Here is a 23,751-nt window from a genome sequence, read left to right on the forward strand (position 1 = left end):
ACCGCATCCACATTTTACCCGAGGAAGAAAAGAATCCAGCACCATTTTTATGGGACGGAGAATTTTCGAAGGTAATGCACACGAGATAGAAGAAGATGTTATTGCAACCGTATATCATGAATCAAGACATGCAGTACAATCTGGAGAAGGATTACCTTTAGATTATTTGTTAGGAGATGTCAAAGATGCACTCTATTCTGGACAGATTAGATTAGATAGTTTTGAAAATGTTGGAGAGCTTGACAGCTACCATTTTATTTTTAGAAAATGGTTAGAAGGAAAACTTAAAGTAAGCGAAACATATTTTGAATTTATTAAAAAAAATTATACACATTATTTTGAATTACTTCAACAAAGAAGAGGAGAAACAACCAGTGCATTGGAAATGAGATTCATTGAAGCAGCATTAGATCAAGTTAAAGATTTACCAGTTTCATTATTAAATTATGATCAAGTAAAATAAATAGAAAAAAAGATTATTACTCAAATTCTTCAGTAAGATCTTTCTCACTGCTTTCTTCATCATGCGTATCACGACGAATAACCTTGATTGCATCAATTTTAACCGTGATAGGAATTGGAACTGCTGCTTCCAACAATTCAACAACTACCTCATCTTTAGATGGCCCTGAAATAATTTCTGCAATATCATGCTTTTTGATATTAACTTCACGCTTAACTTGTTCAAGCATGTGCTCAATTTCTTTATACTCAATTTCCTTTGATAAAATTCCTCGAGCATAAGGTACATTAAAAGCAGCCTGCTCAGCATCGCCTTTTTTATCAGCTTCTATGAAAATATACCCGCGCATACCATGAGGGCGTATTACTGAATACACATTTAGCTTTCGTTTATTGACATTGCTTGAAACAAAATCCATAACTTGGTCTTCCCGGTTAGCAGTAGTTCGTAAAGCAAATAATTTTGCTGTAATTTCGATTGTTTTTTCTTCACTCATTGTTCGCACCTATATATATTATAATAATTTCAAATATTGCTCGATAAGCTGTATTAAAAAGCCTATTAAGCCAATTAACGCAATTCCTAAACCTGATATTTTAACGATAACTTTGAATTCCTCAGCAGAGGGCTTTTTAGTTACCCGCAATACTCTTTGACATTCAACTACATAATTTTTAATTTTATTTTTTAAGGTTGGTTTTTGTTCAGTTTCATCCATAAGCTCACCATTAGTTTAATTAGATTATTTTAATTATTAATTTTAATTATTAATCAACATATTCTATGCCTAATTCATCCTCGATTTCACGCTTTTCTTTAGGGTTAGCTGCTGTTTTCTTCGTTGTTCTTCCAAAGATCTGATTGCTTTTAACGCCAGTAACTATAAGCATAGCTTTGATAATGCCATTTAAATCATCTGATATTTGGGCGCCCCAAATAATGCGGGCATCTTCATCTAATTTGTTTGAAATAGTTTCAACCACTTTTCGCGCTTCGTCAAGCGTCATATCCTGACCGCCTGCAACATTAATCAAAGCGCCATTTGCTCCGGTGATATCTGCATCCAACAACGGATTATGAATTGCTTTTTCAACTGCTTCAACTGCTCGATTTGGACCATCTGATTCACCTACACCAATTAAAGCTACTCCGCCATTTCCCATAACAGCGCGGATATCTGCAAAGTCCAAATTAACTAAGCCAGCTTTAGTAACAAGCTCTGCAATTCCCTTAACAGCATTGGTTAAAATTTCATCTGCTACTTTGAACGCAGTATGCAATGGCAAATCTGGAGCTAATTCCAGCAGTTTATCATTAGGAATAACAATTAACGTATCAACACTTGCCTGTAATTTTTCTAAACCTAATAATGCATTTTCATATCTTCTGTTTCCTTCCATAGAAAACGGCAGCGTAACTATGCCCACGGTTAAAGCGCCTGACTTTTTAGCAACTTCTGCAATAACTGGAGCTGATCCTGTGCCAGTTCCCCCTCCTAAACCGCACGTGATAAACACCATGTCTGCGCCTTGAAGAGCATCACGAAGTTCATGTTCTGATTCACGAGCAGATTCTTCACCAATTTGTGGAACTGAACCTGCGCCTAGACCGCCAGTCAGCTCCCTTCCTAACAGAATTTTTTTATCTGCAGTAGTGTATAATAAATCCTGAGCATCAGTGTTGCAAGCAATTGTTTCAGCGCCTGATATGCCTACTTCAGTAATACGATTAATAGTATTATTGCCCCCACCACCAGTGCCAACTACTTTAATAGTTGCCCGTTGTTTAGCAAGAAGTTTTTCTAGTTCAGCATCTATGTCAGCAGTCTTTTTTTTATATCCAACATCATCAGACCTTTTTTCTTTCATATAAAAACCCTGCTTTTGCTGTTCTTGCGACTCAGCTTTCTCGATCTGCTGCGCTTTTTGTTCTGTTCGTTCTTGCACTGATTTTATTACTGAATCCATATCTACACCATTACACCATTTAATGCATAATCTCTTGAAAAGAGATTATGCTTTCTTAAATACAATCTCCTTTAATTCAGGAATGAGTTTCATTATTTGTTCTTTAATCATGTTCTGAAGTTCAACAGGAAAATCAACTTTTGAGGTTAAGGTAAGCATATTATCTGCAAATTCTGAGGTTACATTGTGGCCGAGCTGCATATGAACTAAAGCTTTTGTTTTCTCAGCAACATCAGTGACTACTCTTAAGAGTTTATAGGTATAAGAAAGTTCCTTTCCAGCTAAAGGATGGTTAAAATCCACCAATGTTCTTCCACCAGTAACTGATTTGACCACAGCTACTTTTCCATCAACATTAATCTGCAATCCTGGCATTGGTTTAATGCCTTCTTTATGAAACTTATTGGTTGCAATAAGTTGAAACATTTTAGTGTCTTTTTTGCCAAAACCAAGTTCAGGCCCAAATTTCACCGTATATTCCTTGCTTAAACTTTTTCCATTAATATCATTGTCTAATCCAGGCAGGACATGTTTTTCTCCAACACAGACAATAATTGTCCCATATTCCATTTTTTGGGAGAAAATACCTGCTTTTTCTGCAACTGCTTTATCAGTAGTATCAAAAACCATGCCATTTTCCGTTACTTTGCCGGTATATTCAATTTCAACAAAATCATGATTTTTAACAACCATATTATTCCCTCTCCTTGTTACCACTAGCTCTTTTGATGCTACTTCAGAACCAGCTATAGGTTTGAATAGAGTCATTATTTATAAATATTACGGTGTTCAGTACGTAATAAGTCTTCTATGGTTTTAGCGCCGGTTCAGCTTTGAATGTGATTAAACATTGGATTTTTCTCTCTGGCACTCCGAAAAATCCTCAATGCGCTAAATCTTAGAGCTTCACAAAAGTAGGCGCTAAAACTACATTTTCACCAGAGCCGCATCTTACAACAATTTAAAAATAATTATTCATTTCCTTTTTAAATGTTAGACAATATAAGACGTAAAGATCTCAGCGATAAAATAGGCGAATTACTCTGTATTAAACCTGAAGAGTTTGATCCCGATAAACATGTGCCTTATGCACAAGAGATTGTCAATCAATTAGATGGTCTTCTTCAAAGAACGCCTAAAATAAGATTGTCCGTAGATATTCCTCGCTTAGGCAAGGTATATCTCTTGGGACCTATGGATGAAAATGAGACCTATGAAGAATCTGTTGGTGAATACAGAGTTCAAAAATATAGAGCTGGTTGGAATGAGAGGGTATTAGAATGTAGACATTATTGGAGAGATTCAGAACGTGAATTAATAGTTTATGAAGAAACTTATGAAACTTTAGGGATTTATTATCATAAAAAAAGTTTAGGAATTAATAAAGTTGTAAAAAATATTGAACGAATAAACCCAACAGCAACGCCAGTTGGTTATTTTAGCATTGATAACCCAACCAAGATAAATTTATGGAAAAAGAAAAAATAATAAACATAAAAAATATTACCCCTCTTGTACATCGCTCGGATACATTTTAAGATATTGAGCAACTAATGCATCTGGTATTGGATTGTAGTCTTTGCCGATAATTACAAGGTAAGGTCCTGAATGCCAAACTCTAAATTCACCGTTTTGTGTATTGTATACTAGGTAACTCCCATGCTTTTCTTTAGGGGCATTGCCATATGCTTCAGTTGTTTCTTCCCAAGCTTTTCCTTTGCTTGGATAAGAAGCAACAATCACCGTATTTTCAAAAGTGTCATGTTTATAGGTTGCTGCAACTCCTTTTTCAGCGCCTTTTAATTCATCATCAAGAAAGCTTTTTGGCAGAACTTCTTTTTTCATGAATTTAATATTGCCAATATTAGTTTCATATACTCTTGGTCCTTGAATAGAAGCGCCGCTATATGTTTTACTTTCCTCATCAGGCAGAGCAGGAGGCGCATTGCTCGCAGTATAGCTTCTTCTTAATTGACAAGTATTTTTTACTTTGACAGCAACGCCATAACCCATATAATCATCATCATCCATAATCTCTTCGTCCCAATTAACGGTAGTCCATTGCTGAAATTTAGGATTCCAAGCATAGGTTCTAATAATTTCACAATCTGCATCAGTTAATTCACCTTTATTAAACTGAGGCATTACGGTTAAAAAATTCCAGCCTTGATGAAGTTTTAATTTAAATTCTTTAGGAAATTTATCAATTGATGCTGTATAATAAGGCAATGATAATACAGTATCTTTTTTATAATATGTCCATGAAGGAGTAAAATGCAAATATCCCTGGTCAACATAACCATATACTTTTCCCATGGCATTTTTGTCATCTTTTCCACCAAGAACAAGATATTGTTTCATAGGAGGAACATATAAGTATCTTCCTTCACCAAAATTTGCATTGGTGCTTAAGATGGTCATAACCTCTTTTGAGACTTGTTTTTCATCAAGTTTAGCATAATCCAAACTTCCTTCAGGCAACAAATTCCAACCCTTGTGCATAGTTACCGTAAAATAATAATCTGGCTGATAACCAGAAACAGAAATTATCATTAAACTCTGTATGGATAATATTATTAATATTATCAATATTCTTTTTATAATTGATTTCATCGTAATCTCCCTCAAATTGATTTAATATTTGTATTTAATCAAACGGTAATGCTGGCGGCATATCTGGTACCTGGGCATTGTTTTGATTAGTATTTTGAGCAGTAGTTTCAACATCTTCTTCATCTTCTGGCGGGAAAGGAGGCATTGTGGGATTATCATAGGACGGTGATAATGGGGGTGAGGGTTTGGATGATGTTATGTCTGAAGAGTCTTCTGAAGGAATAGGAGGAACAGAATATATAGTTGAAACAACTGTTTGAACTGTTTGTTCTTCTTCACTTGTTTCTGGAATTAAAGGTGGTTGATCAATAGTTTGCACTTTTGGTTTTGTATTACAACTGCTTAAAAAAAGAAATAACGATACGAATAAGGCGGCAAGAACAATAGTAAAAATACGGCGATAGTTAAACATAACCGCCGAGACTGTTTAGAGGTATATAAAGTTTGTGCTATTAAAACTCTTAGGTGAGAAAATATCTAATTATTTTTGCAAGCACCTTAATTCACATTATTGAACTTCGCTTGGATATAAGGTTAAATATTGTTTTGTTAATTGATCAAACTCAGGTTTTTCATGGTTACCTTGTACAAAAATAACATAATTACCTGAATTCCATACATATCTGCCATAAAAAGGACGATACAGTTTTGTATTCTCATAATCTACTTTTCGATTTTCTCCTTTTAGTGATTGCACTAATGCCTGTTGTGCTGTTGTTTGATCCTCGAAGTTAGCAATTTGCACCATGTAAAATTTTTCATCCATCATATATTCAACATAATATTGAGTTATTAAGCCATTAGGACATTTTTCAGGAGGACAATCTTTAGGGAGTGAATCACGTGCTGTAAGATCTGCACGATTATATTTTAAATTTCCTATGTCTTGAAGATAAGCTTGTGGTGTTACTTCTTGAACTTGCTTCGAAATTGTTGATGAGGTTTTTGCAGAGTCATCACTACAACTGATTATCAAAACAAAAATAAAAGATAGAAACAATAGAAAAAGAATATTGTGTTGGTTTAATTTCATTTTACCACCCTTTATTCTGGTATTCCAAGCGGAGTACCTATATTTGCATTGGTTGTTCCTAATTGACAAGTATCTTTTACTTTGATTACAATGCCTGCGCCAACTGCATCAGGATCAGATAATTCATCCAATGCATCATTAATAGATTGCCCACCAAGCTCTTTCCAGCTTTCCCATTTTTGAGCTTCTGGATTCCACAGATAAAATGAAATTACATTACAATCGCCAGATGGAAAATGATTGCTTGCTTTAACATCAGCATTTAATGTTGACATTGAAGGATTAACACTTAACATATTCCACCCTCGATATAATTGAGGCGTTCCTCCGCCGTTTTCAGAGATGTAACTTAAAATCATAGGCGCAGAAGCATAATACCATCCTGCAGAAGATTGTAAATATGGTTGATTCATTTGAACAAGCGGAGAATTTTGTTCACTGACTCCACCTAATGCAGAAACATATTTTTTTTGCAGAGGTAGATACAAATAATATGCTTTTATATTCTTAAGAAATGTTTCTTCAGGTACATCAGAAGATATATCCCACGATGTCCCATCAGCAGGCAATAAATTCCATCCTTTTTTGATTGTTTGCTTATACTCAACTTTATAATCTCCTGATCCGCCTAAATAAGTTACTGTTGCAAATTCAGCATAAACCAGTGAAGAACTTAATAATAGTAACAAACTAAAAATGATTAATTTTTTCATGAAAACACCTCTTACTACAATCAATATACTTGTTTTTGAAATGAATATAGTTGTATATAAAACTTTTGTTGCCTAGAAAAAAATAATTGTTTATTGTATTCCAGGCATTAATGGCATTGCTGGATAAGGCAATGCATAGTTTTCTTTGGATTGCACAAGATTACAATCACGTGCAACTTTGACTGCCATTCCTTTACCTGACAAGCTTGAATAATTATTCTGTAAAGCATGCATATCTACCATGTTCCATCCTTGTTCATCAACATTCCATGCATATGCTCGCATAATTGCACAATTATTAAGATATACTTTACCATAAGCTAGATGCGGTGGAAAAGTTACAAGATTCCAACCTTTTCGCAATTGTCCTTGATCATATCTGCCTGCAACCAATGAATGATCATAATGAAATGTTGCAAAAGTTGGTTGAGTGTAATAGCTCCAAGCTGCGTTATATGCTAAAGAATCTTCATTTTTTTGCGCTATTTGTTCCCGCAAAGGACAGGTTAATTTGTTTCCAACACGCTCTTTGCATTGTTCAAATTGCAAGGTTAATGGAGACTGAAAGAATTTGTATTTAGCTAATGCATTGAATACTGTCATACTAGGATTATAAATTGCATTTGAATACGCTGCTTCAGTTGGTAATAAATACCATCCAGGGTTATCAATAACATACGTTACATCATAACCATTGCTTGTTCTTGTTGTACTAACAGAACTTGCAAATACCGATGCGATCATTAATATCAACATCATTACTATCATTATTATCTTCTTCATCATAGTTTTCACCTTTATCTTAGTAGATTAAATCAATGTAATTACAAATAATACTTTCAACAATTTTATAACGACTTGAGAATAGTCAAAGTTTTAAAAAACTTTCTAATAATTGGAAATAAAAAATGTAACTATGTTGTGACAATATAAATAATTATGAGCGATATTTTCCAAAAATCATATAGTTTAAACTTTAAATTTATAAATTGAAAGAATTAGGTTAAAGCATGTATAAAATCACAACCAGAAGCAAAAAAGCAGAGAAACAATTTTATTATGTTTTGAATTTAAGAGAAGGAATAAAAGAAAAGATAAAGCTACTTCAAGAAGATCCAAGAAGAAATAGTGGCGCCCATAAACTGAAAGGTCATTTAGATGGAAAATGGAGCGCTATTTTAGGAGGTGATATTAGGCTTGAGATTGATGATATTTATCAAGAAATTATTATTTATGCTGCTGGTTCACATAAAATTTACTAAATGTTTAATCCCCAAGATTTAACTCCTTTTTTCTTTGCTTCACTACTTTCTCTAATTGCTTCCATCATTTCTTTATTTCTGATTATTCCTACTTCTTCTAAAAGTTCCTCATATTCTTTTCTTGGAATTTGAATCAGTTCTTGTTTTACCATAACAAGTACTTGACTTTGCTCAGTTATATATTTTATTCTTTTCATTTATAAATAATCATTTTAAGATTAACCTTCAAACAGGAGGAGGCGGTTGAGCAGGTTGTGAATTACTTTGCTCATCGCTGAGAAACATATCAACTGAACCAGGTCTTGTGTCTGGTTTTTCTTCTTGTTTTTTCTTAAAAGGAAATGCAAAAAACTTCTTTTTAATCTGAGCATTTTGAGAAGACGAAGATATAGATTGTTTATTTAATTGATTGTTTGGTTGTGGCTGTTTTTGTTTTCTTGGTAACCATTCACCTTTACTATACGTGATCAGCGGTTTAATAGACAAAGCAATAACTATCAGTAAACTAAAAATCATTAACGGCTTTGCAATATAAAATATAATAGAACCAATAATCATTCCTACAAGAAACGCTGACAACCAGAACTGCATTAAATCAGTATCATCCCATGTTGTTGGTTTTTTAAGAATATTCATCAAAGTAAATTCTGAATGTTGATGTTTATTAAGTTTTCTGATCTTTTTTGTATTTCAAAAAAATTATTTCAAGAAAATAACATTTTTCATATTTTTGAAATGTGGATCGCCTGTTACAACACTTCCTTTACTTGTTATTGCAAGATAAAGAACATAAGCATCTGCTAAACCAAAATCTGAAATTTTCTTTCGTAGGTTAGCATGTAACAACCCTACCTCTTTAGAAAATAAGGGATCAGTACTCATAATTTTAGATAGTACCTTCATTGCTTCATAAGCTAATTCACCATTTAAACCCTTACGAGTAATTCTACTGACAACCTCTGCTACGGTAACTTCATGGGTGATTATTTCATGAATTTTTATAAGTTCATGAACCTGTTTTCCTTGTGGAGAACCTTCAAGATATTCTATCCAAGCATAGGCGTCCATGATCAACTTACTCATGTGTATTCAGCTCGTCATGTTTGGTAAATTTACCCGCTCCTTTAAATACTCCAAACCAATCTTTTTTCGCTTTTTCAATGGTTAATTTTACTACTTCGTTATTTTGTATGTTTTCTTGTTCTAATATCTCAGGCGGTATTCTTACCATAATTGAACCACCTACTCTTCTTGCACGTGAAAAGACTTCCATTAGTATCACCTGTATAATATTTAATGCATGATATAATTTAGTTATATTTAAAGTTTTCTATTTTCTCGATTATTGCAGTAAGTTAAAGAATCCTAAAGAAATATAAACTATAACGACACCATTAGTTTATGGAATTTGTTTACCTTGGTTTAATTGCTGGATTGCTTACAACCGCTGCTTTTATTCCCCAAGTATGGAAAAGCTGGAAAACTAAATCAACTAAAGATCTTTCACTTTCCATGACCATTATTTTCTTTGTGGGTGTTGTGTTATGGCTTATCTATGGTATTACAGTAAAAGACTTGCCGATGACCTTGTGGAATAGCATTACCTTATTATTAGTGGGAGTATTATTGATATTGAAATTGAAATATAAATAATAAATTTTAAATACCATCGCATTAACTGTCAGTTAATGGTTGAACAACAAACAAATCCTGCAGATTCTGAATTGAGATCAAGGGAATTAGTTGCTGAACATAGTTTTCTTGAACTAATTGTTGAAAAATCGAATACATGGTCAGAAATTGCAGCAACCTGTTCATTAACAAGTCCTGAATTAGAAGGAATTATGGATTTAGCACGAGAAGAACTGGATAGTATAGCACCAGTACTTGCAGTTGATCATAGTAGTGGAGTACCTGTTTCACCAATAGTAAAATATCCTTTTATGCGAGGTTTGTTAGAGATAAATCAAGCTGTAGTTTATTCCATGCTGATTAATCTTCAAGGATTAGATGGATTATGCGAAGAACGAAATGAATTATTGCATCGTGCTGAAACACGCTTAGCAAACTTCAGGTCACCTTTCGCTTCGGTTATTTTAAATGTGTGTAAGGGTGTTATTGAATATCATAACGGTGTAGCAGGAGTTTTCAAAGGCAAAACCAGGAGAATTATCGAGTATCATTTAGACAAAGCAATAAAACATTTAGAAACTGCCCGAAAACAAGCACATAATTATATGCCCGTTTATGAATTCCTTGCGGTGTTTAATTTAGGGAGAGCATATATGACACGTGGCATTCCTGTAGCAGCTGAATGGTACTTTAAAGCAAGTGAAAGATTTACTCTACCTCAGATAGCGTTGAGTAGATATTACAGATCTAGATGTACTGTATCCCAAGGTGATTTTGGAATAGTTATTCCAGATCAGGAAACAACCACGTATCAATTAAGAGAAATTTTAACTCTTCAAGCTACTGATTACATCTTTCCGTTTGGTCATCTCATTGGTCTTTTTGGATCTGACGGTAGGAAAGCATTGACAGATATTACGAAACATGCTTTAAGCTCTATTTTTGCAGGATATGATCGGAGAAGAAATCAAACACCTCCCTTAGATTGGCGGGAGAGTGGATGGACATATGATTTTGAAACAGCTAAACCTAATGCGATTGCACAAGGATTACGCTTGTTAACTCGGACAGAATAAAAATAAAAAATCAATACATCAAAATACATTCAAAGTTCTTTAAACCTTCAAGGTATCTTGTCCTGGTTTCCAATCAATTGGACATAAACCGCCAGTTTGCAGTGCTTTTAAGACACGCAATGTTTCTTGGACACTTCTTCCTACATTAAGATCAGAAACAACCATGTACTTTAAAACACCTTCTGGGTCAATAATAAAAGTTCCACGTAATGCAATTCCTTTATCTTCAATCAACACTCCAAATGCCCGAGATAATGCATGATTAGTGTCTGCTAAAACAGGAAATTTCACTTGCACCATATCGCGCTGGAACCATGCTTTGTGAGAATGCGCTGAATCAGTGCTTGCAGCAAGAACTTCTGCATTTGCTGCTTTAAAATCACCAGAAGCTGCTGCAAAACCTTTAATCTCTGTTGGACAAACAAAGGTAAAATCCAGTGGATAAAAGAATAATACTACCCATTTTCCTTGGTAATCATTTAAACTAATTTTTTTAATTTGACCATCAACATATGCTTCAACATCAAATGTCGGCACCATTTGCCCTACTTTAACAACCATATAAATTACCTCCTGTATGTATCTCATAGATGAGATGCAGAGGTAATTTATAAAGATTATTGAGATAAGAAACGAGTTTGTCGCATAAATGCCTTCGGCAGCCACCATCGGCTCGGCTCAGCTTATTTCTATCATAGTACTATCCTCTCTGGAACCTCGGATAGTACTCGCTAATTAATTAATAAGAGCCTCGCAATATTGATGGTGGCAGATTATGCGACAAACTCATAAGAAACATAATATTTATAAAAAAATGAAGATATTGGTTAGTAAATATTTTTAAAAAAAGGTGATTATATGAACTATTCAAAAACATTGGTTTTAGGAATGTTATTAGTTTTAATTCTTGGTTTGGCTGCAAGCTGCTCAAAACCTCAACAAACGCAGCAAAAACCAGTTCCTCCGCCTGAAGCAGCTGGAACTCCAACTGAAGAACAACCTTCAGCAGCTGAAAATACTCAGCCTCAAGCTGCAGCTGGAGAAAATAAAGAAACAACTCAAACAACAAATCAAGAAGGGAAAACGTATATTGAAGGCGCTAAAGTTCCTGTATCAAACAAACCAGCAGCAACAAAAAATTGGTTAACTACAGAAATGACTGATACTGCAGGACAAACTTTTACCATTAACCAATATAAGGGAAAAACAGTCTTAATTCAGAGCTTCTCAACTACTTGTGAACGATGTAAAGAACAAATGCAGTATTTGAAAGCATTTAAACAAATGTCAGGAGAGAATGTAATTCTAGTTAGTATTGACACTGATTTAAATGAAAATCCTGAAACAGTAAAAGAATTTGCAGCAACAAATGAATTCATCTGGCATGTAGTGCCTAGTTCTATTGATGCAACAACTGCAATGCTCAAGAAATTCGGGACAAAAATGTTGAAACAGGAAAATCTTCCTATGGCAATGTGGTGTGATAACTTGCGGACAAAAACATTCAATGGAATGAAAACTGCTGAGCAATTACAGCAAGAGCTTACTCAAGGATGCACCTAAACCAAATAAGCTTTATTTATTTTTTTATTTTTCGTTTATGCTTCCAGCTCCTAATAGACTAATCAGATTATTTTTAACAACAAGAATAGGAATGCGTTTCAAGAATGTTTGATAGTGAGGATGAGCGTGTTTTTGAAATTCTTTTATGAAATCATACTTAGTAAATATTTCTGGATTATGTGTTGCTATTCCTCCAGCCAAATATAATCCTCCGTTAGGAAGAACCTCTAAAGCAAAATTTCTAGAGCAACGCGCATAATAATGAACAAAAAGTTTCATTGCTTTTTTACTGCAAGGATTTTTTCCTTGACTTTCTGCTATTTCAGCTGCTGATAATTTTTCCGGTAATGTTTTATATTGTTTAAATTCTGTTTCTTTCATAAATGCATATAATATTTCTAATCCTCTGCCAGAAAGTACGTCTTCATAACTTAAAGGATATTCTTGATAGTCTTGTTTTTTTGTATGAGTTTTGATATAATCAGCAAGTTCATTATCAAACACATTTTCCAAAGGCAAATTTCCATGCCCTCCTTCACTTGGCAGTGAATTATAACTTTCTTTTGATTGATCATATATTAATATTGCCTTGCCTAAACCAGTGCCTGCTCCTATGACTGCTTTGGTGCCATGTTCAACGTGATTTCCTTTGTGCACTACAAGAAAATCTTTTTTGTCGAGAAACTGAATACCTAAGGCTAAAGCTTGAAAATCATTGATAAGATTAATGGAAAGATTTGTTTTTTTGGATAAGAGTTTAGTGTCAAAAATGATATTGGCATTAACTAATGAAACTTTTGTGTCTTTGATTATTCCTGCTGCACCAATAACACAGCTCCTGAGATGATATTTTTGCTGCAGATATGAAACAAGAGGGGTAAAAAAAGAAGTAAAGCTTTTGATTGATGAAGTCAAATGATGGTTAGTGTACACCAGCACTGGTTTTTTTTGTTTAATCTCAATAACACCCACAAAAGTATTAGTGCCGCCAACATCGAGAACAAGTTGGTAAGTCATCTTTTAACCTTCTTATTTTTATTCTTTGTTTTATGAGTTTGATTATAAACAATGATGCTATTAATAACAGAGAACAAAATAAAACTAATAATGGTATAGGCAAAAGAAAGCATAAGGGTAATTACTCCAAGATCTGTTGTTAATCTTTCTTCCTCAAGATAAATCACTATTATTTGTAAAACAAAAGTAAGTACTACAAACGTCGAGGGAATTAACAAACTACGAAAAAAGTTTTTCCATGTAGGGCTTTGAAAGATAAAGATAATACCTCCAGCTATGACGCTTAAGAACGGCACAATAAGGTAGCTTAAATAGATAACGCTTACAAATTTAGTGTAAGGTGTATCAAGATAGGTATAATTTTTACCCCAACCATCAAAAGTATAATACGTTTCTATTACGGTTAATTCTGCTTCATGTTTTTGTCTATAGTTAGTGTCGAGCTTGTAGATAAGAACAAATAAAGAAAAAAGGATAACGGTAATTACAATAATAATACGGATGTATTTTGATATACTCTGTTTTGATTCTATTGCTTTCATGGTTTGTCTGATAAATTCTTTAAGCATGCTGTTTTAAATAATTAACCTTTTTCACCGTAGATTCGAAAGTAACATCGTACGTATTAAGTCTTTTTCAGGTTTAGCGCCAGTTCAGCTTCAAAAGTAATTTAACATTGGATTTTTCTCTCTATAAATATAATCTCGACTAAAGATCGGGATTATAAGACTTGCCTATCGGCAAGGAACTCCGAAAAATCCCCAATGTAAGCATGGAAGAGCTTCACAAAATAGGCGCTAAACCACCAGACTTAATACGTACCTTTTTCAAACTAAAAAAATTACTTCAATTCAATCCCCACAGGACAATGATCTGAACCATGAATTGTAGAGAGAATAAAAGCATCTTTTAATTTAGATTTTAGCCCTTTTGAGATAAGAAAATAATCTATTCTCCAACCAATATTCTTAGCGCGGGCATTAAACATATAACTCCACCAGGTATATTGTCCTGGGTTTTGGCTAAATTCTCTGAAAGTATCAATAAAACCCGCTTGTAAGAGATTGCTAAATCCATCAATTTCTACTTGCGTATAACCTGCTGTTTTATTATAATTAGATTTAGGATTGGCAAGATCAAGGGGTGCGTGAGCTACATTCAAATCTCCACAAACAATAACAGGCTTGTTTTTTTCCAATGATTTGAGAAATTTGAGAAACTCTTTATCCCATTGTTCGCGATATTTTAATCTCAACAAACCTCGCTGTGAATTGGGAGTATAAACCGTAACCAGATAATATTCTTTAAATTCTAAGGTTAGAACTCTGCCCTCTGTATCAGCTTCATCAGTTGATTTGTGATCTAAGCCATAACTCACTGATAATGGTTTAATCTTGGAAAAGATTGCTGTACCTGCATAGCCTTTTTTTTCAGCAGAATTCCAATGATGATAAGGAAATTCAGTTAAAAGCTCATCTACTTGCTCCGGATGCGCTTTAGTCTCCTGAATGCAAAGAATATCGGGATTTATCTGCTTGATTGCATGAGAAAAACCATTTTTCATAGCAGCTCGAATGCCATTAACATTCCAAGAAATCAATTTAACCATAAAAAAGCTTAGATAAATTATGGTTTATATAATTTATGGCTTGTTTGGACCAAATATTCCTGGGCTCCCGCTAGGGGAACCACCACTAAGAGGATGAAAACCTTGATAACCATAAGGTGGTTGAGGAGAGGAGGGAGATTGAGGTGAAGGTTGTGGTGAAGTTCTTGAACTAAGATTGCCAGAAAAATATCTACTAGAACCTGGAATTCTATGAGAAGGAATATGTTTATAACATGGTAACACTAATCTTGCACCAATAGTGGCTTTTTCTTCTTCTCTTGTCAGAAGATCCCTTGAAACAGCACCTTCTAATACTTCCCCTCTTCCGTAGCGAGTTCGATATTCAGGCAAAACGAAGACCATGCTTTGAGGAATATATCGAGCATCAGGTCTAACTATGGTTAGTTCAACTAAATCCCTTCTAACATAAAGAACACCAGACGGAGAAAGATCATAAGCACCTTGATTTCTTGTTTGTTCATCATCACTATCATGATTTCCAAATGCTAATAACCATTCTTTTGTTGTTGGTAATCTAAAACCATCTTGAGCATACGGTTCCAAGAAGCGCGTTAATTCGTCTTCACTTGGCTTCATCGCCATAGGTAAACCTTGATTTTCTCGCACAGAGCTCCTTAACTCATTATCATAGCGATAAGGAGGTGGCATAACACCACCTGCCATAATATGACCTGCAAGAAATTCATGAGTTATTGTATACTGCATTATCCAAAAACCAGCCTGGGGTGATCCTACATATACTAATGGTTCTGTTCTTCCTAAACGTAAATGCATTCTTTCTAAACGTTTCTGCAATGACATTATTCCTTCTACCTCAGTACTAAAAATATCCCTAAGAAAACACTATTATTATTTAAAACTTATCAAAAATATAAACTTTATATAAATCAAGGCTTCATCCAAAAAATGGCTGCCGCCAGGTTAGCACCTTCGAAACTTCAATTCTTATCTTCGCTTAAACGGTCGTGCTCCGAAGGAGCCAACCCTCCGACCTCTTTTGATGAGTATTTCAAAGAGTTTCGACCTGAGGGTGCTAACCTTATTTTTGGATGAAGCCATAAATCAAAAAACAATCATAAATAATTTTATAAATATCTTCATCTCAGGAATGATATGCCAACACAATTATTTGCTACTGTTTTATATTCAATCTTAGTAGCAGTTGTCAGTCTTTTGAGCAATATGTATTATTTCATGTATGAACATAAAGCAAAAGCATTTCTCCCTTATGTCGTGCCGTTTGCAAGCGGCATTTTATTAACAAGTGTTTACCTTTATCTATTGCCCATGGCTTTGATTCTCCATCTTGATGCGTTAGTCATAACATTGTTTGGTTTTTTAGGATATTATGTTCTTGAACTTTTTGTTCAGATGAACCCTTGCAGCATAGAGTTTCTTCAAACGAAAAAAGGAGAGAAACCAAGCACTATGATCAAAAAGCCATCTTGTGCGGGATTATTTATACATATGTTCATACAAGGGATAATATTAGGAGTGGCATTTGATATTGGACTTAGATTTGGCATTGTAATAACGTTTTTTCTTGGCATCCTTAAAATACCTGAATCATTGGCTACCATGCAGCACTATTTTCAAGGCAAAGTACTTATGAAAAACCTTTTGTTAGCCTTGTTAATTCCTCTCGTAAGCATAGGAACTTATTTTGGAGTTACCCATCTTAATGCAGGATACAATGGAATGGCATTAGCATTAACTGGAGGTATGTTTATGTACCTAGCAACGACAAATTTATTCAAAAGAGTGGCTTCAAAGAGCGCTGGATTGCTGTTTATTATAGGTATTATTGTAACAATGTTTATAGGTCAATTGCTTTAAAGCAATTGACCTATGAACATTGTTAAACTATTTAAAGGATAAAACTTAAGCTGCCAATTATGGGATTGTTTAATAGATTTAAGGCATTTCTGGCGAGAAAAGAAGCTGTTTCTGAGATCATAATCTCCGGACAAGATCTTGAAAACTGGATTAATCAACAAAGTTCTGAGGCTGTTCTTGTATTAGATAAAAGACTCGAAGAGATATATAACCAATTAGCCCAGGAGATAAGCTCTTTAAAACAAAATATAAGCAATTTGCAGAAAGCTCAATTAATGAATGAGAATATTGTTGTTAAAGCAAAACAGATTATGGAAGGTAATCGAGAAACCTATATTAAAAGGCTCCTCCAGTTTATTGATAAACTCGATGTAACCAATAAAGGCTATTTTTCTGCAAAGAATTTAATGAATTTGTTTGAAGCAGAACTTGCGTTATTTTTAGAAGCCACCCCTAAAAACTATTATGTTTTACAGGAATTTTTCGCTCATGAAGCAAAAGCAATTACCAACAACATTCAAAATATCGGCAAAGAAATTATTATGATGAAAGGATTAATACAGCAAAGTAATGTTGATGAATTATATGCTGCTAAAAATCTCTTAAAAGAGATCTCTGATAAAAAACGTTTGGTTAAGGAAAAAGAATCACTTATTGCCCAGAAAAAGAAGGAAATACATGAATTGCTTTTGTCGCGGGAAAAAGTTGAGCAGAAACTTGAATCCTTGAAGAGAAGCGACGTGTTTGCTGAGTTTAATTCCCTTACGCAGAAACGCGACCTGGTATTAAAAGCTATTAATGATATTGACAAAAATCTCTATGAAAAATTTTCTGTTCTTGACAGGCCGCTGCGAAAATATGCTCACGAAGGTTCTTATGATGAACTGATTGCAAAATATTTAGTGCATGCAACAACGGCATTAGTTGAAGATGAAAAATTTGAATTGCTGATAGTACTTGAACAAGTTAAAACTGCCGTTGAACAGGATGCAGTAGCTTTGAAAGATAAGCAAAAAGAAAAAGTAATTGAAATAATTAAAATGTTAAACAGAGATGAACTGCTTACTATTAAAAAACAGTATCTCACCTTGAGAGCAGAAAAACAGGATCTTGAAAAGCGGATTAAAGTAAGCTCTCTGCAGCAGGATTATAATGAGCTTAGATACAAAATAGAACATTACCATAATAAAAGCAAAAGGCTTATTGAAGAGATTAATGAGCTTGAACGCACCATGTACCAAACACATATTGATCAACTTCAGAAAAAAATTAATGAAACATTGCACAAATTTAACTCTCAGATTAAGGTTGATTTTACTCCACAGCAGCAATCCCCAGAAAAGAAAAAAGGAGAAAATAAAGACAACAATGATAAGACCATCAACGACACTGAAAAATCTGATCAACTACAATCTTCTTCACCTCAAAATACTGAACGTCCTTTACAAGGAACCACCGTAGAAATTGTTCTTGATGAAACTGCATTAAAAGAATTAAATCTTGACACTCCGCCTGCGTCTTCTCAGAAGAATCAATAAGGAACAAGAAGCTCTGGTGAAAATCTTTCAGGTTTTATTAAAAATCACTATTTTTAATCCCTGAGATCCTTCGGATTCAGGTAGCGCCGGTTCAGCTTAAACGTATTATTTTGATTGGATTTTTCTCTCTATAAATATAATCCAGACTCCCTCAATAATATAAGTCAAGGATTCATAAGTTGGCTTGCGTCTGGGATTATAAGACTTGCCTATCGGCAAGGAACCCCGAAAAATCCTCACTACGACATAAGAAGAGCTTCACGAAATAGGCGCTAAAACTACATTTTCACCAGAGCAAGAACAAGAGCAAGAACTATAAATGGAAGATATTTAATTATGATTTTTAACAGTATATTTAGCATTGTTTGGTTTATTTTTTTGTTTTTCTCGTAGTTTGTTGTGCAAAGGATACCACTGCTCATTCCAAAAATAAAAATAATAACACTAGCACTTTTTAAAAACAATATATTTGACACTGCTGCAAAGAGGATAAAGCTTAACAAATAAAATGTAAGAGCCTGTTCATCCTTTTTTAATAAGGCTAAACCAAATAATATAACACTTAAACTTATCGTGAAAAAATCGAATTTTAGGGTATAAAATAAAAGAATTATTGCAATAATCACTAGCATTTTTTGAAGCAAGTGAAGATATTTTTTAGATGAAGTTAATTCTTCAGGAGCAATAAAAGCAAGAAACATACCTATAACAGGTGTAAGATATAGTATAATCGTCAATAATAAATATTCTTTAAAGAGCATGATAATAATCACATTTATTTATTTATAAATGTGATTAGTTATTATCTTAGAAAATATCCTAAACGCTGCATCTTCTTTAGCTATACGTGGCATTTCTTCAATGTTATGTTTAGTGATAATCAACGCTTTAATCGTATCCGAGCATAATGTCGAAATATCATTTGCAACTATCATATCGCAGTTTTTTTCTTCGAGCTTTTGTCGGGCATTATCGATAAGGTTATTGCTTTCTAAAGCGAAACCAATAATTTTCTGATGAGGTAGTTTAAATGCAGATATCTCTTTTAAAATATCAATATTTGGTTTTAATTCTAATACCACCGATTCCACTGTTTTTTTAAGTTTAAGAGGATTGTAGTTCGCAGGTATAAAATCACAAACTGCTGCGCAGCTGATAAAAATATCAGCCTGCGGGAAATGACAGCTTACTTTATCAAACATCTCCTTTGTTTTCATTGGCCCTTCGATATGAATCACTTTTGCTCCAAGTTCAAGACCAGCCTGACATAGTGCATTTCCCATTTTTCCCGATGATTTATTAGTAATAATTCGAACCGGATCAATTTCTTCATACGTTGGACCTGAAGTAATAAGCACGGTTCTTCCCGCGAGTATTTTTTTAGGTTTTGCCGTAAATAGTTTATGTATCTCTTCAACTATTCTTTCTGGCTCCAGCAATCTTCCTAATCCTTCATAGCCACAAGCTAGGCCACCATATTCAGGACCAATAAATTTTATACCTCGTTGTTTGAGCTTTTCGATGTTTTCTTGCGTAATAGGATTCTCGTACATTTTACAATTCATAGCAGGAGCTATAATTATTGGCGACGTAGTTGCAAGAACAGTGGTTGTTAAATAATCATCAGCAATGCCATGCGCTATTTTTGCAATGATATTTGCGGTAGCTGGCGCAATAAGAAGAAGATCTGCTTTGTCGCTTAAGGAAATATGCTCAACATGATGCACGTAATCCTTCCATTTCATATCATGATCAAACATTTGATCATGAATAGGACAAAGATCTCCAAGTTGCGAGATATCAAGCAATTGTTTTGCATGTTCTGTTATAATAATTTCAACATGATATATTTGTTTAAGGAGTTTAATAAGATCAATAACTTTGCCAACGGCAATTGAGCCTGTAATACCTAAGATAATAGTTTTCTTTTGATATAAAGTAGGTTGCATTATAGCTAGAAAGAAGAAACGTATTATATAATTTACTTTTAAAACGGCACAATCCAAAAAATGAGTGATATTGCGAAAATGCCTTCGGCAGCCACGGAAAATCACTATTTTCCTAGTTGCGTTCGTTTCACTCAGCAACCACCATCGGCTCGGCTGTAGATGTTTGTTATGGAAGATGCTATCCTAATATCACTTACAAATTGGATTGTGCCTTTAAAACAATAGATTTATAAACACATTAGCAGATAAATTAAATTTAGTGATACTTAATGGATTTTTTTGAAAAAATTAAAAGTGTTTTATTTCATCCTACTGATTTTTTTAATCAATTGCCTAAAGAGAAAGGTCTTGGGCAAGCATTTACGTTTCTTGCTTTATTTGGAGTAGTGTATGCATTGTTATCATCACTTATTTCAATGTTTTCTGTGTCATTAGTATCCATATTATTGTCACAAACAATGAATTTGCCATTTCAAGAAAGTATGGGTACACCTTCTTTGATCTTTGGGATGACTGGAATATTAGGTTTTGTGGTGCAGTTTGTAGTTAGTTATATTGGCTTAATAGTGTTTAGTTTTGTACTGGTGGGAATTTTATATCTATGGCTTTTACTATGGGGAGGAAAAGCAGATTATACTGAAACGTATAAACTATGGGTTTATGCCAGCACACCACAATTATTACTTGGTTGGATTCCATTAGTTGGCTTCCTTGCTTGGATTTACAAAGTGGTTTTGTTAGTTATTGGAACAGAAATTGTCCATAAGTTATCACGAACAAGAGCAGTACTTGCTTATGTTGTACCAATGGTGTTACTATTTATTTTAGGGATTATTTTGGTAATTGTGTTTATTGGATTATTTGGCGGAGCTTTAATGAGTGGATTGTAAAGCACGCAATAAATCTTCTTCATGCTTAATCTGAACAATTTTCTGGCGTAAACTTGCGCCGCCTTCGATACCCTTTGTGAAATTCATACCATGCTCTTTCAAAGAAGTAAATGGAAGACCATATTTTTTCCATAGTTCATAATATTCTAAAAACATTTTAACCTTCAATTGTTTTTCTTCTTCCTTGGTCATTTTTTCTATTTTTTTAGTTGCAAGATAATGATTTATCTTCGTAAAAATATAAGGATTGCCTAATGCTGCCCTTCCAATAAGAATTCCATCACAAGCTGTTTCTGAAAACATCTTCTCCGCAGAAAGCTCATCATCAACATCGCCATTCCCAATAACTGGAATAGAAACAGCTTCTTTTACTTTTTTAATGAGACTCCAATCTGCTTTGCCTGCGTAGCCTTGTTTTTGTGTTCTAGGATGAAGAAAAATTGCCTTTGCTCCAGCTTGTTCTGCAAGCTTTGCAACTTCAATGCAATTAATAGTTGCTTCATCTATACCTGAACGAATTTTAATAGTTACTGGAATAGAAACATGCTCTGAAAGTTTTTTAACCAATGCTGCAACCTTCTCGGGAGTTTGCAGCATTGCTGATCCTGCACCTTGTCCAGTAATTTTATCTGCCGGGCAACCCATGTTAATGTTGATCATATCACATTTTTTCTCAACAATTTTCGATGCTTGAACAATATAATCAATGTCATGGCCAAATAATTGAATTGCTACAGGATGTTCATCATCTGCAATAGTTAAACGCTTCAGCTCAGCAATATTGCCTCGCAAAATTGACGTTGAAGAAACAAACTCAGTCATCACTAATCCAGCGCCATATCTCTTGCACAAAGATCTAAATGCTACATCAGTATAGCCTGCCATTGGTGAAAGAAAGATTTTGTTTTTGAATGAGACCGCACCAATTTTCAGAGAACTTTGCAAAATACTCGCATAGCTCGGGTTACTGCCAGTTCGCATTGAGATATATTTTTGACAAAGCAATTTTCTCTCTGGAACCTCGAAAATTGCTTGATATGCACTTCGAAAATGCTCACGAAATTGGCAGTAACCATAATTTTGCAAAGTTCTCTTCATAATACACCCAACTACAAAACTACAACTCCAAATGTTTTATCCGTTCTTCTCCATCAAATCTTTTTATTAATTCATAGACAATAGGATCAACAAATTGTTTCCAATCAGAATGTTCATGAATTCTTTTCCTAATTTCTTCTGCAACAATACCAAAATAACGTTCATTAATCCATGCAATTCCATATTTTTCTTTTTCAAATAACTTTTTTACTAATTCATTACCGGTTACTACAACATCTATCTTCCCGGTATATTTAAGCGTATGGGCAACCCATTTATTGTTATCATTAATATCTGGAACTTCATGTATTTGATAATTTGAAATGTTATGCTTTTCTAAAGTTAATTCAATCATTGCTCGTCTTTCTGCTGTTGAAAACGGATTCTTTTTTGTATGGCTTTCTTGAGATGAACCAATAACTATTTTAATTAAAGAATACTGCCCAGAGATTCTTTTAATAACTTCTAAATGACCCTGATGGAACGGCTGGAACCTGCCTATGAATAAAGCAATCTTCAATGCTTGCATATTTTTTGTCATTAGTTAGTAGAGTTCCAAAGCAATGTTTATAAATGCTATGCTATTCCCCTCTTCCATGGCAGAACCACCCGATGAAGAGATACTAAAAGTAGTTTCCAACAAATGTTCTCTTGAAACTGTTATTGAAACATTAGAACCAGAATTTTATAAAGCACTATTGTCATTAGGAGTTCAATTTAATGATGCTGAACATTCAATTGATATCACTAATATTGACTTAACCGGTAGTGCAACATATAATGTTATTACTGAGAAATACCAGCAGAACCCTGGCGAATGTATCGAACACTTGAGAGACACTGTTTTATATTGCTGGATTAAAAAAAATGTTCATGAAAACAGTGGTATTTTACATAAAGGACGTCTTCTGTCAATAGATAGTCATCTTGGATTAATAGATCGATTGTTATGGCTTTCCTCAGAACTTACTTTTGAGGAAACATCTGTAATTGGATCACAAGATCAAAAAGTAGTTATCTATGAACTAGTTACTCATGCTGGTCAAGTAATGGTTGAACACAATATTGTTGCACCTCCCAAATCTGCCTATGAAACACCTTTAAACCAATCTGATGCAGAAACATGGAACTTTGTGGTTGCCATGATCTACATTAATGATATTAACCGGCGAGCATTTGCATTAGGTTATGCAAAAGAGGATATCATTGCATTCGCTGGCCATGATCCCTTAGGATTTCCCAACAAAATCAAGTTCAAGCCTCAAAATATAGATAAGAATATTCAAGTTAGAGAACATCATGCTCATTTATTTGTTGAACCACTGAATCCTTATATGCAATAATATTAGAGAACTTTGCAAAATACTCGCAAAGCTCGGGTTACTGCCGGTTCGCATTGAAATATCCTTTTAACAAAGCAATTTTCTCTCTGGAACTCCGAAAATTGCTCGATAAATATTTCGAAAATGCT

The 23,751-nt window shown here is 34.0% G+C and carries 32 protein-coding genes; 10 read left to right on the forward strand and 22 right to left on the reverse strand.

The genetic code is table 11. From position 1 onward, the window contains the following. A partial coding sequence (locus tag HYY69_03540; GenBank protein ID MBI3032522.1) for a hypothetical protein occupies window positions 1-463 on the forward strand: 463 nt, incomplete at its 5' end. A 16-nt stretch (window positions 464-479) separates the two neighbouring features. Here the strand turns inward: HYY69_03540 and HYY69_03545 are convergent. The 4 genes from HYY69_03545 to HYY69_03560 all read right to left on the reverse strand — a co-directional run bounded on the left by HYY69_03545 (window position 480) and on the right by HYY69_03560 (window position 3,198). Further along, complete coding sequence (locus HYY69_03545; protein MBI3032523.1) at window positions 480-959, reverse strand: transcription elongation factor Spt5; 480 nt, start codon at window positions 957-959, stop codon at window positions 480-482. Window positions 960-977: 18 nt separating this feature from the next. Continuing rightward, window positions 978-1,181, reverse strand: coding sequence for a protein translocase SEC61 complex subunit gamma (locus HYY69_03550; protein ID MBI3032524.1), 204 nt, complete (start codon window positions 1,179-1,181; stop codon window positions 978-980). Window positions 1,182-1,230: 49 nt separating this feature from the next. Next, entirely contained in the window at window positions 1,231-2,331 is a 1,101-nt protein-coding gene (gene ftsZ, locus HYY69_03555) for a cell division protein FtsZ (GenBank protein MBI3032525.1), read from the reverse strand. Between the two features lie 144 nt (window positions 2,332-2,475). Then, window positions 2,476-3,198, reverse strand: coding sequence for an FKBP-type peptidyl-prolyl cis-trans isomerase (locus HYY69_03560; GenBank protein MBI3032526.1), 723 nt, complete (start codon window positions 3,196-3,198; stop codon window positions 2,476-2,478). A 222-nt stretch (window positions 3,199-3,420) separates the two neighbouring features. Between HYY69_03560 and HYY69_03565 the strand changes: the two genes are divergently transcribed. Beyond that, window positions 3,421-3,918 carry a hypothetical protein gene (locus HYY69_03565; protein MBI3032527.1) on the forward strand — a complete coding sequence of 166 codons (498 nt, stop codon included), beginning with the start codon at window positions 3,421-3,423 and terminating at the stop codon, window positions 3,916-3,918. A gap of 15 nt (window positions 3,919-3,933) precedes the next feature. On the opposite strand, the gene HYY69_03570 is transcribed toward HYY69_03565, so the two are convergent. The 5 genes from HYY69_03570 to HYY69_03590 all read right to left on the reverse strand — a co-directional run bounded on the left by HYY69_03570 (window position 3,934) and on the right by HYY69_03590 (window position 7,575). Further along, on the reverse strand, window positions 3,934-5,043 hold the full coding sequence (locus HYY69_03570) for a hypothetical protein (protein MBI3032528.1): 1,110 nt from the start codon (window positions 5,041-5,043) through the stop codon (window positions 3,934-3,936). Window positions 5,044-5,077: 34 nt separating this feature from the next. Continuing rightward, window positions 5,078-5,455: a hypothetical protein gene (locus HYY69_03575; protein MBI3032529.1), complete on the reverse strand. Its 378-nt coding sequence runs from the start codon at window positions 5,453-5,455 to the stop codon at window positions 5,078-5,080. A gap of 96 nt (window positions 5,456-5,551) precedes the next feature. Further along, window positions 5,552-6,076, reverse strand: a complete 525-nt coding sequence (locus HYY69_03580; protein ID MBI3032530.1) for a hypothetical protein — start codon at window positions 6,074-6,076, stop codon at window positions 5,552-5,554. Window positions 6,077-6,087: 11 nt separating this feature from the next. Continuing rightward, window positions 6,088-6,789 carry a hypothetical protein gene (locus tag HYY69_03585; GenBank protein MBI3032531.1) on the reverse strand — a complete coding sequence of 234 codons (702 nt, stop codon included), beginning with the start codon at window positions 6,787-6,789 and terminating at the stop codon, window positions 6,088-6,090. A gap of 90 nt (window positions 6,790-6,879) precedes the next feature. Beyond that, a complete protein-coding gene (locus HYY69_03590; GenBank protein ID MBI3032532.1) occupies window positions 6,880-7,575 on the reverse strand; it encodes a hypothetical protein in 696 nt (231 codons plus the stop codon). 224 nt (window positions 7,576-7,799) lie between these two features. Here HYY69_03590 and HYY69_03595 point away from each other — a divergent pair, with 224 nt between their 5' ends. Next, on the forward strand, window positions 7,800-8,051 hold the full coding sequence (locus tag HYY69_03595; GenBank protein MBI3032533.1) for a hypothetical protein: 252 nt from the start codon (window positions 7,800-7,802) through the stop codon (window positions 8,049-8,051). Here HYY69_03595 and HYY69_03600 read toward each other — a convergent pair. The 4 genes from HYY69_03600 to HYY69_03615 form a co-directional block, all read right to left on the reverse strand. Next, window positions 8,048-8,203 (reverse strand): hypothetical protein, encoded by a 156-nt coding sequence (locus tag HYY69_03600; GenBank protein ID MBI3032534.1) that lies wholly within the window; start codon window positions 8,201-8,203, stop codon window positions 8,048-8,050. The genes HYY69_03595 and HYY69_03600 overlap by 4 nt on opposite strands. A gap of 73 nt (window positions 8,204-8,276) precedes the next feature. Continuing rightward, window positions 8,277-8,687, reverse strand: coding sequence for a hypothetical protein (locus HYY69_03605; protein MBI3032535.1), 411 nt, complete (start codon window positions 8,685-8,687; stop codon window positions 8,277-8,279). 63 nt (window positions 8,688-8,750) lie between these two features. After that, window positions 8,751-9,134: a PIN domain-containing protein gene (locus HYY69_03610; protein ID MBI3032536.1), complete on the reverse strand. Its 384-nt coding sequence runs from the start codon at window positions 9,132-9,134 to the stop codon at window positions 8,751-8,753. Further along, window positions 9,127-9,324, reverse strand: coding sequence for an AbrB/MazE/SpoVT family DNA-binding domain-containing protein (locus HYY69_03615; protein MBI3032537.1), 198 nt, complete (start codon window positions 9,322-9,324; stop codon window positions 9,127-9,129). Before HYY69_03615 ends, HYY69_03610 begins: the two co-directional genes overlap by 8 nt. Before the next feature lie 128 nt (window positions 9,325-9,452). Between HYY69_03615 and HYY69_03620 the strand changes: the two genes are divergently transcribed. After that, on the forward strand, window positions 9,453-9,704 hold the full coding sequence (locus HYY69_03620) for a SemiSWEET transporter (protein MBI3032538.1): 252 nt from the start codon (window positions 9,453-9,455) through the stop codon (window positions 9,702-9,704). 35 nt (window positions 9,705-9,739) lie between these two features. Next, window positions 9,740-10,759 carry a hypothetical protein gene (locus HYY69_03625; protein ID MBI3032539.1) on the forward strand — a complete coding sequence of 340 codons (1,020 nt, stop codon included), beginning with the start codon at window positions 9,740-9,742 and terminating at the stop codon, window positions 10,757-10,759. Window positions 10,760-10,798: 39 nt separating this feature from the next. On the opposite strand, the gene HYY69_03630 is transcribed toward HYY69_03625, so the two are convergent. Further along, on the reverse strand, window positions 10,799-11,320 hold the full coding sequence (locus HYY69_03630) for a peroxiredoxin (protein ID MBI3032540.1): 522 nt from the start codon (window positions 11,318-11,320) through the stop codon (window positions 10,799-10,801). Between the two features lie 297 nt (window positions 11,321-11,617). Between HYY69_03630 and HYY69_03635 the strand changes: the two genes are divergently transcribed. Beyond that, entirely contained in the window at window positions 11,618-12,322 is a 705-nt protein-coding gene (locus HYY69_03635; GenBank protein MBI3032541.1) for a TlpA family protein disulfide reductase, read from the forward strand. Between the two features lie 24 nt (window positions 12,323-12,346). Here the strand turns inward: HYY69_03635 and HYY69_03640 are convergent, their stop codons facing one another. The 4 genes from HYY69_03640 to HYY69_03655 form a co-directional block, all read right to left on the reverse strand. Then, window positions 12,347-13,339: an ROK family protein gene (locus HYY69_03640; GenBank protein ID MBI3032542.1), complete on the reverse strand. Its 993-nt coding sequence runs from the start codon at window positions 13,337-13,339 to the stop codon at window positions 12,347-12,349. Next, a complete protein-coding gene (locus HYY69_03645; protein MBI3032543.1) occupies window positions 13,336-13,908 on the reverse strand; it encodes a hypothetical protein in 573 nt (190 codons plus the stop codon). Before HYY69_03645 ends, HYY69_03640 begins: the two co-directional genes overlap by 4 nt. Window positions 13,909-14,180: 272 nt before the next feature. Further along, the gene (gene xth / locus HYY69_03650; protein ID MBI3032544.1) at window positions 14,181-14,948 is read right to left on the reverse strand and encodes an exodeoxyribonuclease III; all 768 of its coding nucleotides are present in this window, start codon (window positions 14,946-14,948) and stop codon (window positions 14,181-14,183) included. 33 nt (window positions 14,949-14,981) lie between these two features. After that, window positions 14,982-15,770, reverse strand: coding sequence for a hypothetical protein (locus tag HYY69_03655; GenBank protein ID MBI3032545.1), 789 nt, complete (start codon window positions 15,768-15,770; stop codon window positions 14,982-14,984). Between the two features lie 312 nt (window positions 15,771-16,082). Here HYY69_03655 and HYY69_03660 point away from each other — a divergent pair, with 312 nt between their 5' ends. Together HYY69_03660 and HYY69_03665 are read left to right on the forward strand one after the other, a co-directional pair. After that, the gene (locus tag HYY69_03660) at window positions 16,083-16,805 is read left to right on the forward strand and encodes a hypothetical protein (protein ID MBI3032546.1); all 723 of its coding nucleotides are present in this window, start codon (window positions 16,083-16,085) and stop codon (window positions 16,803-16,805) included. A gap of 59 nt (window positions 16,806-16,864) precedes the next feature. Further along, window positions 16,865-18,343 carry a hypothetical protein gene (locus HYY69_03665; GenBank protein ID MBI3032547.1) on the forward strand — a complete coding sequence of 493 codons (1,479 nt, stop codon included), beginning with the start codon at window positions 16,865-16,867 and terminating at the stop codon, window positions 18,341-18,343. A 278-nt stretch (window positions 18,344-18,621) separates the two neighbouring features. Here the strand turns inward: HYY69_03665 and HYY69_03670 are convergent, their stop codons facing one another. Then, window positions 18,622-19,104: a hypothetical protein gene (locus HYY69_03670; GenBank protein ID MBI3032548.1), complete on the reverse strand. Its 483-nt coding sequence runs from the start codon at window positions 19,102-19,104 to the stop codon at window positions 18,622-18,624. 18 nt (window positions 19,105-19,122) lie between these two features. Continuing rightward, window positions 19,123-20,292, reverse strand: coding sequence for a bifunctional phosphopantothenoylcysteine decarboxylase/phosphopantothenate--cysteine ligase CoaBC (gene coaBC, locus HYY69_03675; GenBank protein ID MBI3032549.1), 1,170 nt, complete (start codon window positions 20,290-20,292; stop codon window positions 19,123-19,125). Between the two features lie 269 nt (window positions 20,293-20,561). Between coaBC and HYY69_03680 the strand changes: the two genes are divergently transcribed. Beyond that, window positions 20,562-21,182, forward strand: a complete 621-nt coding sequence (locus HYY69_03680) for a YIP1 family protein (GenBank protein ID MBI3032550.1) — start codon at window positions 20,562-20,564, stop codon at window positions 21,180-21,182. Here the strand turns inward: HYY69_03680 and dusB are convergent. Both dusB and HYY69_03690 read right to left on the reverse strand, forming a co-directional pair. Next, entirely contained in the window at window positions 21,165-22,280 is a 1,116-nt protein-coding gene (gene dusB / locus HYY69_03685; protein ID MBI3032551.1) for a tRNA dihydrouridine synthase DusB, read from the reverse strand. The two genes, HYY69_03680 and dusB, sit on opposite strands and share 18 nt — an antisense overlap. A gap of 19 nt (window positions 22,281-22,299) precedes the next feature. Beyond that, window positions 22,300-22,821, reverse strand: coding sequence for a nicotinamide-nucleotide adenylyltransferase (locus tag HYY69_03690; GenBank protein MBI3032552.1), 522 nt, complete (start codon window positions 22,819-22,821; stop codon window positions 22,300-22,302). Between the two features lie 55 nt (window positions 22,822-22,876). Here HYY69_03690 and HYY69_03695 point away from each other — a divergent pair, with 55 nt between their 5' ends. Further along, a complete protein-coding gene (locus tag HYY69_03695; GenBank protein MBI3032553.1) occupies window positions 22,877-23,623 on the forward strand; it encodes a hypothetical protein in 747 nt (248 codons plus the stop codon). Window positions 23,624-23,751 lie beyond the last annotated feature (128 nt).

This window comes from Candidatus Woesearchaeota archaeon (assembly GCA_016192995.1).
GTDB lineage: Archaea > Nanobdellota > Nanobdellia > Woesearchaeales > DSVV01 > JACPTB01.